Genomic DNA, 12,946 nt, shown 5'->3' with positions numbered 1-12,946 from the left:
TGCCCGAGTTTGAATTACCCAGCGCTCAACCAATCCGTCACCGGGCAGTTCGGAGAGATCTGCACCGATGATCCACATTTGAGAACATCTCATCTCTCTCCAGCAATAAAGAAGGTCGCTGCCGTTATTAGTGATGGCGTTATCACATACTCATAGTGTTTGGATATTTAGCCGTTATGGGCCGGGCAACCATCGGCACGGTTTAACAAGGCAAAATAATTTGACACGCCGCGGGCTTTGCCCGAGTTTGAATTACCCAGCGCTCAACCAATCCGTCACCGGGCAGTTCGGAGAGATCTGCACCGATGATCCACATAATACAAAAACATCAGGAGTACTCCGGCACGTACAACCGGTAGTTTAAACATCAGGAGTACTCCGGCACGTACGCCAACCGGTAGTTTAAAGTATATACAAGCTATCGTAGCCAGTATCAGGCCCAGCGAAAAGACCACATACAGCCGCTTGATGATGTTTTGGGTGCGCAACGGGCGCTTTTTAAAAGCGGCGGCAAAGCCACCGGCCAAATACATATCTGCCGCAAAAATAACGGCCCCTACTACAATAATTGTAAATAATTGGCTCTGCATCTATCGTTAACGTTAGTAACGATCATCATCTATGTCCAGATCGTCATCATCATCAGGCTGCAAATTAAACAAACTGTTGAACATATCAGAGAAAGCAAAACCATTATCTAAAAATCCTTTACTTAACTGCGAGAACTCGGCCGGCCATGCAGCACAAACTCCATTAAAATTAACTGCTGGCTCTCTACCAACCGCGGGTGGATCTTTTTAACCAGTTCCTTTAAGCCGGTAACCGAGTTCAGTACTTTTTTATACTCTGCAAGCGGCAGGTCATCTAAAACAGCAAGCGTATTGCCCTCGCTAAACCAGTTGATGATCTCGGCATATGGGTTTGGCGCTTTGGCTTTCTTGGCTTTCTCAGGGTCGGGGAAAAATTTAAGCAATAATGTTTTTATGGCTTTGCCGATAAGGATGTTAGCGACCTTAGCCGGGCCTGCGCATCATCGCGTTTTATCAGCAGCTTTACCGTAGCGCCTTTTGATCCTTTTAATAACTGGCTTACCTGGTCGCTGTTTTTGCCATCAAGTACAATGTCGTTTATTTTCATCACCTGGTCGCCGGGGCGCACATCGGCCTTTTGGGCAGGGAAGCCTTCAAAGACATTGGAAATATAAACCTTATTGTTTCTTGAAAATATGCTGGCGCCAATACCACCATATTGGGTGCTTACATAGTGTAGCTTATAATCTTCAATTTCCGATTCGGGTACGAACTCGGTATAAGGGTCTAAGCCATCAAGCATGGCGTCGGCGCCGGTCTTTAAAAACTTGGCGCTGTTAATATCATCAACATAATTAATATTAACCTCTTTATATAAGGATGCAAATACTTCCAGGTTTTTCGAGATCTGGAACAGATCATCACTAAAACTCCATATACCTAAGGCTAATGCTATTATACCCGTAGATAAAATGAACCTTTTATATTTAACTATCACACCCTTTTTCATCGTAAAAAAACTTAATATTATAAAGCTACAAAAAACTGCCTGTAAAATACTTAACTGTTTTTACAGCCTATTATTGTCAATATTAACCAAAGCTTTTTTAAGGGTAAATACCACATACTCCCGGTTGCGGTTAACCAGATGCATCAGGTTAGTAATTAGGGCATCTTCCTGTCCTTCTGTATAGTTTAATTGAGCATCGGTTAAATGGTTGTATTTACGTTTAACTTTAATTTTAACACGTTCCCACTCTTTGTTGGTTATACTTATTTCAGCCATAATTAAATATTTTTAACAAAAATAGAAAAAATACAACACGGGCAGTGTCAAAAAATTGGTACAGCTATTGTTAAACCATTGCCGATGGTTATAATCAAACCCATCAACTTATAACAACTAAATATCAAACACTATGAAAAAGTATGTATTAAGCGCCATGTTACTAATAGCAGCAAGCATTAGTGCCAGCGCACAGTTTAGCCTTGGGATAAAGGGTGGGGTAAATTACTCCAAATTACATTCAGATAATTTTAACTCAACATCAGTTGCAGGATACCAGCCGGTTTGTTTGCCCGGATAGGCGGCGGGATTTATTTACAGCCCGAAGTTTATTTAAGCAGCACAGGTGGCAAATTCAATTCAAACTCGGGCAATTATAACGGCGATGTTAAGTTTACTAACTTAAATGTTCCATTGCTTGTTGGCTTTAAATTTGGCGAGAAAAATTTAAATTTCCGTGTAATGGGTGGCCCTATTTATACTTCGGTATTAGACAAAAAACAAAACTTATCGGCTAATTTTGGTACCGCTTATGCCGATTTTGGCAACTACAAAAATAGCACTTTAGGTTACCAGGCCGGTGCCGGTGTTGATATTGGCCCAATTACTGCCGATTTACGTTACGAAGGCGATTTGACCGATATTGACCGCAATTACGGCCAGCGCCAAAACCTATGGGCTTTAAGCGTTGGTTTTAAATTCTTTTAATCAGTGTTTTGAGGTTAAGGATTGGAGATTAGTTAAATAATCACAAACCTCTATCCCTAAAAAAGCCGTTATATCTTAACCGATGTAACGGCTTTTTTGCGTTTTGGCATTACTGTAACCGTACTATTTTTTATACATTGCAGTATAAACCCCTGAATTTTAGTATGAGATCAAAAATTGCACTTATCGCACTATCGATATTTATAAGCACTGTATGCGTTGCCCAAACTAAGGCCAAAGTTAAAGCAGATACGCCATATATAAGCGGTAAGCCTTTGGACACAATGAAGATAGTCTTCTTCGGATCGTCTGTACCATACGGTATAGGCGCTACTAAAAATCATGGCTACGCGTACTTTTACAGAGATATATTAACTAAACGTGCTGCAGATGGTGTAGGCAAGAATTGGAAAGTAGCCAATATATCGCGTGGCGGTGATAATACGCCTAAAGTACTTGTTAGATGGCGTGGCGATCTGGTACCGCAAAAAGCTAAATATGTTATCTACGCGCTATCATTAGGCAATGAATTCATACATGAAAAGGGCCCGGGCCAGTATACGCAGTTTAAAACCAACATGTTAAAGCTGATAGCCATGGCCCGCGACAGTGGGTATGTGCCGATAATAACCAACGCCTACACCCGCAACGATTTTAATGAACGGGATTATCACTACACAAAGGAATTAAATATGTGGATCAACTCGCTTGATGTGCCATCAATAAATTTATTGGGCGGGGTTGATGATGGTACGGGCAAATGGGCGCCGGGCAACTGGTACAACCCCGGTCACCCCAATGATGCAGGACATTTGGAACTGGCCTATACCATAGTACCTTCATTATTTGATGCTTTGAGTAATAGTAAGCCTTCGCCTAAAATGGTGGAGAGTGCCGGTACCACATTAAACTCAAACCTGATTGATTTTAAGCCGGATAATATTACTCACCCTTTTACCACTACTATTACCATTAAGGCTGATGGCAAAGGGCAAATCATGCAGTTACTGGATAGCATAGCCCATGCCGGATCAATAATTATTACCGATAAAGGCACGGTTAAATACACCTCGCCGCAATACCAGCAAATAACAGGCTCCACTAAAATAACCGGAATGGCAAAATAACTACGCCCGCAACGAAACGCAGCTATACTCTGCTTCCGCCCGCAAGGCCATACTCCCGGCCCGGCGTGCTGACAGGCCATTGCGCTTTTTTGATTGCTCATTAATTACTAAAATCTTGGTCAGTGCCCAAAACCGTCATACGGGCAGCTTCGGATGAAATCAGGTAAAACAAGTAGGATGGTGCGGCTGCAAAGGCATTGGTAATTTTGCCTGAAGCGAGGGCTTGTGTGACAACAGGCGGCAAAAGGACCGGGCCTTAGGTTTTAGGTTTTAGCGGATTTGCAGCGTATAAGGCTTGTGCGGCAGAGAAGTAACGTTACCCGGATGACTGGCCGGTTGTACCATCGCTCAATAACTGCGATCCGGTATAAAAGCCTTCCACACCCGCCCTAAAGCTATTTTCTATTTCGTAGGTAACATCGGCGCTTATTTTATTTTTTGGCGTGAGTGTTTGCGCATTTACAACATCGTTAAAATACTGCCGGGTATCAGTATAGGTATAGCCCGTAAATACCCAACTCATCCATAATTACTTTAACATTGGTTTCTAAGCCGCGGGTTTTCAAATAGCCATCGGCATTAATAAATCTATTATTCATCAATACCAAAGGGTTATTTACCCGGGTGTAAAAAAACAATTGGTTAATATTCACAACGGCATCGCCAAGTATTGCGCGGTAATTAATGTCACCATTTAGCCCTATTGATTTTTCGGCTTTAGTTTGCTCAATTATTAGCGGTTGCAAATATTGATATCCCTGTTGCTCTGTTTCGTCATTAAATATTGTTGGCATTTTATAACCTAAGCCCCCTATCCTGCTGGTTAGGTTACTGTTTAGTTTTATTAATGCGTTTATACGTGGCAACAAGATTAACCCGTTTGATTGGTCAGCAGATGGTGTATTATAATCAAGCCTCAACCCGCTCTCAATCGAAAACCAGCTATTTGCCTTATAAGTATTTTGCGCAAAGCCACCTAACGTACTTAATGTATAACCCAATTGCTGATAGGGTGGTTGGGCCGATAGATAGTCAGTCCAGGCATTGCCGCCCAAAACCCAGTTAGCATGCCGCCCATTGTATACATAATTGATCTCGGTGTATGATGATGTTTGCCTTGCGTTAAAACTATAAGCGGGTTCGGTATAACGTCTGTCAAAATATCCAACGGTATTTTTAATATTTAGCTGACTGGCGGAGTCGATAATATGGGTAAACGATAGTTGGGTAGAAAACCTGTAGCTGGTATTTTGCTCAAAGTATTGATGCATAGCATTGGTGTTACCATTCAAGACCTCCATGTCACCACCACGCCTATTCTCGTAGGTAGCATTTACACCAACCCAACCTTTATTTTTATCGTCAATATATAAAAACAGTTTCGGGTTTATACCGAAACGGCTGGTTTTAGGCACGGCAGTAAACTCGGTATTGCCCGGCGCGTATGTTCTGCTATGGTTATAGGTGGTGAATATAGTTGTGCCAGTATGCTGCCATTTTTGCGCATAATAATTGCTAACGTCCAAGCCCTTAGCTGTATTTTGGTTAAGTAAAAAGGTTAATTCAGGTTCTGCCTGCGGGGTTTTGCTTATTAAATTAACCAGCCCGGCTATTGCGCCGCCGCCATATAATGTAGAGGCCGATCCTTTAATAAACTCAACCTGTTTTAAGTTGAGCGGCGAAACCTGCATTAAGCTTAACCCACCCGAAAAACCCCGGTACAGCGGCATACCATCCTGCAGAAGCTGTGTGTAGCGGCTATCAAGGCCCTGGATCCTAAAGTTGGCAGTGCCGCTTACAGCCGATGTTTGCTGTACATTTATCCCCGTCGATTCACCCAACAGCATTTTTATATCGCCGGGCCGCATGGTTCCTTTTTCGTCAAGCTCTTCTTGCGGCAATGCTTCTACACGTGTGGGGATATCGCGCAGATTTTGATTGGTACGGGTGGTTTGTACGGTTACTTCGGCCAATTCGCCAGATTGAGGTTCAAGAAATATCTGCAAAGATTGGATTGTTTCCGTGGCCGGAAACGCTAACATTTTGTTTTGTTGAAAATAACCTACCGAAGTGAATTTTACTTCAAACTTACCATTTGGGATATTTGATAAGGTAATGTTACCGGCTGTATCAGCCGCTGCCACAAGGTTTAAGGCTGGTATAGCGACTGTGGCTCCCGGTATTGCCCGGTGGGTCTTATCATCTTTAATAACAAATTTGTATTGATGTTGAGCGCGCGATATATGGTAGCCCAGCAAGGCCAGCAGTAAGAAATAATATTTCATTAAAATAAGTTAACACGTGCAATAGCACAGCGAGTTACAGGATGATCCGTAAAAACGGAATTAAAAAACAGAGCTTAACTTATTTGAGCGCGAGGGGGCGTAATGGTTCTTCTTGAAAACCGGAAAGATTAGCAGAAATTGAAAGTAGCGGATGCACAACTTCATAATGTTCGTTAATTAAAATGCTATTTTCATAGGCAACAACCAAAACTATGCTGCAACAATCGCTTGCGTGTTGAAACTGTACGGCCGATCTACGGTTTTCAGGCGCATCATGCTTGTTGTGCCCAAAAACATCACGGCCGCCTAATAAGTAATCGCCTACAAAATCTAATATCCCTTTTTCATCTGCTGATACCAATTTCTCATACGAATGGTACATGGCGGGCAAATCTTGCATTAAACAAAAATCGCCCAATGGCAAAATACTGCTTCCTGCAAAGAAATAGAAGCATAGCAAGTATGTGATGATTCTTTTAATCATTAATGCTGCAAAATTATAATTATTCCGGGTTTTAAAAAAGCTATAAAACAAGTACGGCCCTCTGATGGGCAGGGGCCGGTACTAACCAATTATAAACCTAAATTATGAGAAGAGCTGTAGGAGAAGGAGTCGAACCTCCACAGAGTGGTTATTCTTATTGCTAAGAGTTTCCCATGATCTCCGCCACCGCGACGAGGAGGTGTGTCTGCCAAAGTTTCACCATCCTACAGTATTGTTATTATTAATTCACGCCGGTGAATTGCTGTTGGGGAAGGATTCGAACCTCCACAGAGTAGTTAGCCCGCTTCGGGTTTCCTATGATCTCTACCACCGGGACAAGGAGGTGTGTCTGCCAAAAATTTCACCACCCAACATTATGTGATGCATTTGTTTTAAAGAACTCAATAAGCTATTAGGTCCAATTGCTTATTACAAACATAACAGACCTATCAATTCCTTGCAAATATTTCAACAAAATAATTTTATTTTTATTTAAATAATAATTATACTTGTATTTCAATAAAGATATTCAAATTTATGTCCCACAGAAAGTCTCAAAATTTAGAAATTGATAATCTTGATATCCAGATTTTATCAATATTGATGAAAAACGCTACTACTCCTTACACCGAAATTGCTAAAGAGTTGATCGTTTCCGGCGGAACTATCCACGTGCGCATGAAAAAGTTGGAAGAAATGGGGGTAATAAAAGGGGCCAGTTTAGAGGTTGACCCGCAAAAACTGGGTTATGATATTACCGCTTTCCCGGGGATATTCTTAGAAAAAGGCTCGCAATATAATGATGCGGTTAAACAGTTAAAAACCGTTAAAGAAATAGTTGAGTTGCATTATACAACCGGCAGCTACAGTATTTTCGCTAAAATCATTTGCCATGATACCACCCACCTGCGCGAGGTATTGAATGAGCAAATACAAGGTGTTAAGGGCATACAACGCACCGAGACATTTATATCATTAGAAGAAAGTATCCGCAGACAGATAACTTTGGAGTAACCACCACTTACGCTTTACATAATTAGAAAGGCTTGCCGTAATGGCAAGCCTTTTTGTTTTATATATAAGATTTGTCATTTCGATACGAGGGACGAGTGAGAAATCTTAAACGACGATCCATAACAGGGCGTATAAGATTTCTCACTTCGTTTCGAAATGACAAGATGTCTAATTACGACGTAAACGCCAACAATGCCCGTTCTACCCTATCAATAGTTTCATCCCTACCCAATAACGAGGCTATATCAAAAACATGCGGGCCAAACTTGCCGCCCACCAGCATAATGCGGAACGGCAGCATCACATCGCCGGTTTTTAAACCTTTTTCTTCTGCTAATGCCTTAAAGGCAGTTTCAAAATCGGCAGCTATTATGGTTGGGGTTGATTTTAATTGTTCTATAATGGTATTAAAGAAAGCTGTTTTCTCCTCCGTCCATTTTGGCTTAACAGCGGCCGGGTCGTATTCGGCAGGGGTTTGGAAAAAGTATGCAGCTTGGGGATAAAAATCAGTCAGTAATATGCAACGATCCTTTATCAAATCAATAACCGTAGCCAGTAAGCATCATCTTTTATAGTAATACCTTTACTCTCTAAAACCGCTTTAACTTTTGGTTGCAGGGTTTGGGCAGTTGATCTTTTGATCCACTCGGCATTGAACCACTTGGCTTTCTCGAAATCAAACTTAGCGCCGGCTTTACTTATCCGGTCAATAGAGAACTTCTTAACCAGTTCATCCAAAGTAAATATTTCCTGCCCTGATCCGTCATTCCAACCCAGCGTTGCCGGGAAATTCACAAACGCTTCGGGTAAAAAGCCCATACCGTCAAATCCGGCAGCGCCATCCCAATCCAATGCAAACACCGGGAAGCCCAGGCGCGCCCCATCGCGTTTGCTAAGTTTACCGTTACCATCGGGTTTTAATATTAATGGTAAGTGCGCCCATTGCGGCATATCGGCTTTCCAGCCTAAATAATCCCATAATAATAAATGTACGGGTGCAGATGGCAGCCACTCCTCGCCACGGAAAGCGTGCGAGATCTTCATCAGGTAATCATCAACCACAACGGCTAAATGATAGGTAGGCATGCCATCAGCCTTTAATAAAACTTTATCATCAACCTGATTGGTTTCAAAAGTAACGCGCCCGCGGATCATATCTGTAAAGCTAACCGATTGGTCCGCCGGTATTTTTATGCGGATAACATGTGGCGTATGGTCGGCCAATAGCTGGTCAACCTCATGCTGTGGCAATGACAGTGAGTTGCGCAAGGTATCACGATATACCTGCCCATATTGAAAATTAGGGATCTCCTTACGGTTCTTGTCCAGTTCTTCGGCAGTATCAAAAGCGTAATAAGCATGGCCCTGCATTACCAGGCGTTCGGCATATTCGCGGTAAATGCTTTTGCGCTCGCTTTGGCGGTAGGGTGCATATTGGCCGGGGTTCAGTACACTTTCGTCGGGTGTGATACCGCACCAGTTTAAGCAATCAATAATATATTGTTCGGCGCCTTCTACAAAGCGATTTTGGTCGGTATCTTCAATACGTAAAACAAAATCGCCGTTATGCTTCTTAGCAAAAAGGTAATTAAACAAAGCGGTACGTACGCCACCTAAATGCAAGCCGCCGGTTGGGCTTGGTGCAAATCTTACTCTAACTCTTTTATCTGACATTGTGCGGCAAAGATAATTTTTTAGTCGGGAAGTTTGAATGGGGTAAAGTCCGGGGATGTAAAGTTATCTTTAAGGCCGTAGTCGGAAAGTCAGTAAGTCCGAAACATCATTCGCAATCATCTCTTTCAGACTTGCGGACTTCCTGACTATAATTAAATTATAAGATACAAACCTATTTTACGTTATTTGGGACTGATATGCTAAACACCTACGAAAATAAAAGGCTCTGGAAATATATATTGCTTGCCTTTGCTTTGATTATAGCAAGTGGGTCTTTATTTTATACCAAATACCCGCCCTTAACATCGCGCGGTCAGAGCGTACACGGGCGCAAGTTTGGGCCATGAGCATGAAGCAGGTAATATCTGCCGATGACAATGATTTTTTACCCTACATCTTTGCGGTGAGGGATAGTTCCATAGTACCGGCTATAGTAACCGACGAGAAAGGCGATATACAAACCTTTAAAGGGCTTGATACTACAAAAACCTATATACCACCTATACCCGAAGCTGTAAAGGAGCCGAACGCGCCACATTATGATCCTGGTTATTTTAAGGATGAGCTGGAAACCATGAAAGCGCAGCATGAGCCTATAAAAATAATGCTGCCGCGGGGATACTGGCTGATATACTATAAAGACTCAGACCTGCTGACGCAATTAAAGATATTTCCCTACATTCAGCTTTCCGTTATTGCGGCATTTTTACTGTTGGCATATACGTCATTCAACTCATCGCGTAAATCAGAGCAAAACCAGGTATGGGTAGGTTTGGCTAAGGAGACCGCGCACCAGCTGGGTACACCCATATCCTCACTAATGGCGTGGATTGAATTAATAAAAGACAAGTTTAACGCCGAGGACGACCCGCTAATGGCCGAAATGGAAAATGATGTTAAGCGGCTGGAAATTGTCGCCGATCGTTTTTCGAAGATCGGCTCAAAACCAAAATTAGAGGAGCATTCCGTTTTTGATGTGGTTGAGGATTTTGTAAATTACTTTAAGGTAAGAGTTAGCAGTAACATCAGCTTTGAATTAACGGGCGACAAGGATCTTGTGGCTGGTTTGAATGTCCCGTTGTTTGACTGGGTGATAGAAAATTTATTAAAGAATGCAGTAAATGCCATTCAGGGCAAGGGAAGTATTAAGGTTAATATTGGCACCAACAAAACCAGGGGACAAGGTAATAATCGACATTACCGATACAGGTAAAGGCATCCCCAGATCTAAGTTTATTACTGTATTTCAACCCGGTTATACTACCCGGAAACGAGGTTGGGGCCTGGGCCTGTCGCTAACCAAACGGATGGTAGAGAATTACCATGACGGGCAAATATTTGTGCGCGATTCTGAGTTGGGGAAAGGCACAACTTTTAGAATAATATTAAAAAACATACGATACAATGGACAGACCTAACACCGGCGATCATGCAGCTTTTTATGACAGGTACGTTGACCTTGTTAATGACGAACCAATTTTAGAAACGCTTGAAAAGTTAAAGACAAGCACTTACGATTTCTTTTGCAGCCTAACCAATGAACAAGCCAATTATGCTTACGCGCCGGGGAAATGGACCATTAAAGAAGTGGCCGGGCATTTAACTGATGCAGAGCGTACATTTGCCTATCGCGCATTCGCATTTTCGCGCGGGCAAAGCGAATTGCCGGGTTTTGATGAGAATGAATATGTGGAAAAAGCAACATTTAACACCCGCACTCTACAAGATCTTGCGGCCGAATTTAAAGCTGCCCGGGAAGCTAACCTGTATATGCTGCGTTCATTAACCGAAGATCAGCTAAACATGGTTGGCGCTGCCAATAATGCCAACATTAAGATAAACAGCATACTTTATATAATGGCCGGCCACGAGCTGCACCATTTGAATATATTGAAGGGACGCTACGGCGTTTAAAAAACAATAGGCGAAAAGCATGATGCTTTTCGCCTTTATTTTAAAGGATTTGTACTCAGTTTTCAATGTCCTTCTTAGCGTCTTTCTTTTCGATAAGGTATGATATAAACAAACCTCCACCCCCAAATATGGCTATCATTGAAAAGTATATTGCCGGGTTATCGTTATTTTCTTTTGCGAAATACAATGTGTTGTCTAATATATAGGCTAAAAATAACCCTAAACCCGATCCAATCAGCAGGCAGCCCCGTGTAAGCACAAAATTGCGGTTAATGGGTTTGGTTACTTCAATTCCCGGATTCATGCCACGCTCAATCATGGCCATTTTTTCGCGGCTACGTAAATAAACAATTCCAAATATTAAGGCAAAAAGCCCTACTGACACAACGATGGGGATCAAAACCCCGATTAAACCTATACTCATTTTATTTAAATTTAAATTAGTTACTTACTATCCCACCCTAATTGGTGTATTTGTAAGCTATGACTACACGTTTTTTCAGGAGGTTACACTCTCGTGAAATTATTTTCAAATAGCTGCAAAGGCGGCGGCAGCTACAGTTCTTTATTATGCCCGCTTCTGCCACTGTTACTGCCACTAATATATTATATTTACAATAAGGTGTAACCCGGGCAGGTTTTACGTAGTCAGAGGGTATATAAGATGCAGAGTAAGCTTTCGGATATCGATTTGATCAAACAAACCCGGGCGGGTAACCAGTGTGGCCTATGCCGATCTGGTTAAACGGCACCAGCGTTTTGTTTTTACGCTGGCTATGCGTTTTACCAAAAGCCGTGAGGATGCTGAGGAAGTAGCGCAGGATTGTTTTATAAAAGCCTACCGGTCATTAGATACTTTTAAGCAGGAATCGAAATTCAGCACCTGGTTGTATAGTATTGTTTATACTACGGCCATGACATCGCTACGCAAAAAAAGGGTTGATACTTCGTCTATAAATGATGAAGAAACATATATACAAATAGAGAATGTATCATCAGGTTTTGATACCAACAACGTCGAGCATAAATCGAGGTCGTTTTATCTTAACCAGGCTATTGAGCAATTAACAACCGATGATGCCACTATAATTACCCTATTTTATAAGGGCGAACAATCCTTAGAAGAGATTGCGCAAACCCTTGGCATTGAGGCAAACAGCGTGAAGGTTAAACTATTCAGGGCGCGCCAGCGTTTGAAAGAAAAGCTGGAACGTAATTTAAAACACGAGGTTAAAGAACTGATATGAAAAGCATAGAGGAAAAACTTTGGAACTATATTGATGGTACCTGCACTGCCGCCGAGCGTGCCGCCATTGATTTGTTATTGGTTGACAATGAAGAATACCAGCAAACCTATTTAGAGCTACTGGCCCTTAACCGCGAAATAGCCGGGATGGAACTGGAAGAGCCATCAATGGCTTTTACCTATAAGGTAATGGAAAACATACGTGCCGAACATGCGCGCCAGCCTTTAAAAACACACATCAATAATAACATTATTAAATTTATAGGCGGTTTTTTTATCATTACTATCACCGCTATTTTAATAATGGTGCTGGCAAGTATCAATTGGTCGGCAGCGGGGCAGGTAAGCGTACCTGCATTTACAATACCCGATCTATCAGGCATCATTAATAATTGGATCTTTAAAGCCTTTATGTTTTTTGATGTGGTGTTGCTGCTATTTGTAGTTGATGGATTTTTGCGCAAGCGCATCTTGTATAAACAAGCGTAATCTATTTTAGACACAATTGTGTCTAAAAATGACAACACGCTATTTTCTATTTTGGACAGTACTTTCAATAACATAAGTAATAGCATACTTAAAACGCCTGGTTTTAAGTATTGGCATGCCAAACCATAATATTGGTATAGTAATTGCGTTAGTATTTACAAGCTGGCAAACTTGCCAGTTTAATTGTGAT

15 protein-coding genes, 1 tRNA gene and 2 pseudogenes are annotated in these 12,946 nt (G+C 41.8%); 8 read left to right on the top strand and 10 right to left on the bottom strand.

All coding sequences use genetic code 11. From position 1 onward, the window contains the following. Positions 1-275 precede the first annotated feature (275 nt). The 4 genes from HK413_RS07280 to HK413_RS07265 all read right to left on the bottom strand — a co-directional run bounded on the left by HK413_RS07280 (position 276) and on the right by HK413_RS07265 (position 1,815). Positions 276-590: a hypothetical protein gene (locus HK413_RS07280; protein WP_175269705.1), complete on the bottom strand. Its 315-nt coding sequence runs from the start codon at positions 588-590 to the stop codon at positions 276-278. Between the two features lie 122 nt (positions 591-712). Further along, a complete protein-coding gene (locus tag HK413_RS07275; protein ID WP_175269704.1) occupies positions 713-973 on the bottom strand; it encodes a hypothetical protein in 261 nt (86 codons plus the stop codon). 8 nt (positions 974-981) lie between these two features. Further along, positions 982-1,539, bottom strand: a complete 558-nt coding sequence (locus tag HK413_RS07270; RefSeq protein ID WP_175269703.1) for a S41 family peptidase — start codon at positions 1,537-1,539, stop codon at positions 982-984. A 60-nt stretch (positions 1,540-1,599) separates the two neighbouring features. Continuing rightward, complete coding sequence (locus HK413_RS07265) at positions 1,600-1,815, bottom strand: hypothetical protein (RefSeq protein WP_175269702.1); 216 nt, start codon at positions 1,813-1,815, stop codon at positions 1,600-1,602. 133 nt (positions 1,816-1,948) lie between these two features. On the opposite strand from HK413_RS07265, the gene HK413_RS17195 reads away from it, so the two are divergent. The 3 genes from HK413_RS17195 to HK413_RS07255 all read left to right on the top strand — a co-directional run bounded on the left by HK413_RS17195 (position 1,949) and on the right by HK413_RS07255 (position 3,650). Beyond that, complete coding sequence (locus HK413_RS17195) at positions 1,949-2,116, top strand: hypothetical protein (protein ID WP_246229982.1); 168 nt, start codon at positions 1,949-1,951, stop codon at positions 2,114-2,116. After that, a complete protein-coding gene (locus HK413_RS07260; protein ID WP_246229980.1) occupies positions 2,101-2,523 on the top strand; it encodes an outer membrane beta-barrel protein in 423 nt (140 codons plus the stop codon). The genes HK413_RS17195 and HK413_RS07260 overlap by 16 nt, the downstream gene beginning before the upstream one ends. 164 nt (positions 2,524-2,687) lie before the next feature. Then, positions 2,688-3,650, top strand: a complete 963-nt coding sequence (locus HK413_RS07255; RefSeq protein ID WP_175269701.1) for an SGNH/GDSL hydrolase family protein — start codon at positions 2,688-2,690, stop codon at positions 3,648-3,650. A 316-nt stretch (positions 3,651-3,966) separates the two neighbouring features. Here HK413_RS07255 and HK413_RS07250 read toward each other — a convergent pair whose 3' ends face one another. From HK413_RS07250 to HK413_RS07235, 4 genes are all read right to left on the bottom strand, one after another. Then, a complete protein-coding gene (locus HK413_RS07250) occupies positions 3,967-4,173 on the bottom strand; it encodes a hypothetical protein (protein ID WP_175269700.1) in 207 nt (68 codons plus the stop codon). Next, complete coding sequence (locus HK413_RS07245) at positions 4,139-5,935, bottom strand: TonB-dependent receptor (RefSeq protein ID WP_175269699.1); 1,797 nt, start codon at positions 5,933-5,935, stop codon at positions 4,139-4,141. The genes HK413_RS07250 and HK413_RS07245 overlap by 35 nt, the downstream gene beginning before the upstream one ends. Positions 5,936-6,014: 79 nt before the next feature. After that, positions 6,015-6,470, bottom strand: a complete 456-nt coding sequence (locus HK413_RS07240) for a hypothetical protein (protein ID WP_175269698.1) — start codon at positions 6,468-6,470, stop codon at positions 6,015-6,017. 211 nt (positions 6,471-6,681) lie between these two features. After that, positions 6,682-6,793: transfer RNA gene (locus HK413_RS07235), tRNA-Asp, on the bottom strand. 163 nt (positions 6,794-6,956) lie between these two features. Here HK413_RS07235 and HK413_RS07230 point away from each other — a divergent pair. Beyond that, on the top strand, positions 6,957-7,433 hold the full coding sequence (locus HK413_RS07230) for an Lrp/AsnC ligand binding domain-containing protein (protein ID WP_175269697.1): 477 nt from the start codon (positions 6,957-6,959) through the stop codon (positions 7,431-7,433). Positions 7,434-7,605: 172 nt separating this feature from the next. Here HK413_RS07230 and gltX read toward each other — a convergent pair. Then, positions 7,606-9,107 (bottom strand): annotated as a pseudogene (gene gltX / locus HK413_RS07225) (glutamate--tRNA ligase). A 197-nt stretch (positions 9,108-9,304) separates the two neighbouring features. On the opposite strand from gltX, the pseudogene HK413_RS07220 reads away from it, so the two are divergent. Both HK413_RS07220 and HK413_RS07215 read left to right on the top strand, forming a co-directional pair. Further along, positions 9,305-10,525 (top strand): annotated as a pseudogene (locus HK413_RS07220) (sensor histidine kinase). Continuing rightward, complete coding sequence (locus HK413_RS07215) at positions 10,512-11,021, top strand: DinB family protein (RefSeq protein ID WP_175269696.1); 510 nt, start codon at positions 10,512-10,514, stop codon at positions 11,019-11,021. The pseudogene HK413_RS07220 and the gene HK413_RS07215 overlap by 14 nt, the downstream one beginning before the upstream one ends. Before the next feature lie 55 nt (positions 11,022-11,076). Here HK413_RS07215 and HK413_RS07210 read toward each other — a convergent pair whose 3' ends face one another. Further along, positions 11,077-11,445 (bottom strand): DUF6249 domain-containing protein, encoded by a 369-nt coding sequence (locus tag HK413_RS07210; protein WP_175269695.1) that lies wholly within the window; start codon positions 11,443-11,445, stop codon positions 11,077-11,079. A gap of 298 nt (positions 11,446-11,743) precedes the next feature. Between HK413_RS07210 and HK413_RS07205 the strand changes: the two genes are divergently transcribed. After that, entirely contained in the window at positions 11,744-12,268 is a 525-nt protein-coding gene (locus HK413_RS07205) for an RNA polymerase sigma factor (protein ID WP_317169368.1), read from the top strand. Continuing rightward, positions 12,265-12,756 (top strand): anti-sigma factor family protein, encoded by a 492-nt coding sequence (locus HK413_RS07200; RefSeq protein WP_175269694.1) that lies wholly within the window; start codon positions 12,265-12,267, stop codon positions 12,754-12,756. The genes HK413_RS07205 and HK413_RS07200 overlap by 4 nt, the downstream gene beginning before the upstream one ends. Positions 12,757-12,946 lie beyond the last annotated feature (190 nt).

Source organism: Mucilaginibacter humi (assembly GCF_013087555.1).
This window is presented reverse-complemented; position numbering and strand designations above follow the sequence as displayed.

Excerpts from the sequence above, each read along its gene's own strand:
- HK413_RS07280 (WP_175269705.1), bottom strand. The coding sequence starts at position 590 with ATGCAGAGCCAATTATTTACAATTATTGTAGTAGGGGCCGTTATTTTT.
- HK413_RS07270 (WP_175269703.1), bottom strand. The coding sequence starts at position 1,539 with ATGAAAAAGGGTGTGATAGTTAAATATAAAAGGTTCATTTTATCTACG.
- HK413_RS07265 (WP_175269702.1), bottom strand. The coding sequence starts at position 1,815 with ATGGCTGAAATAAGTATAACCAACAAAGAGTGGGAACGTGTTAAAATT.
- HK413_RS17195 (WP_246229982.1), top strand. The coding sequence starts at position 1,949 with ATGAAAAAGTATGTATTAAGCGCCATGTTACTAATAGCAGCAAGCATT.
- HK413_RS07255 (WP_175269701.1), top strand. The coding sequence starts at position 2,688 with ATGAGATCAAAAATTGCACTTATCGCACTATCGATATTTATAAGCACT.
- HK413_RS07250 (WP_175269700.1), bottom strand. The coding sequence starts at position 4,173 with ATGAGTTGGGTATTTACGGGCTATACCTATACTGATACCCGGCAGTAT.
- HK413_RS07245 (WP_175269699.1), bottom strand. The coding sequence starts at position 5,935 with ATGAAATATTATTTCTTACTGCTGGCCTTGCTGGGCTACCATATATCG.
- HK413_RS07230 (WP_175269697.1), top strand. The coding sequence starts at position 6,957 with ATGTCCCACAGAAAGTCTCAAAATTTAGAAATTGATAATCTTGATATC.
- HK413_RS07215 (WP_175269696.1), top strand. The coding sequence starts at position 10,512 with ATGGACAGACCTAACACCGGCGATCATGCAGCTTTTTATGACAGGTAC.
- HK413_RS07210 (WP_175269695.1), bottom strand. The coding sequence starts at position 11,445 with ATGAGTATAGGTTTAATCGGGGTTTTGATCCCCATCGTTGTGTCAGTA.
- HK413_RS07200 (WP_175269694.1), top strand. The coding sequence starts at position 12,265 with ATGAAAAGCATAGAGGAAAAACTTTGGAACTATATTGATGGTACCTGC.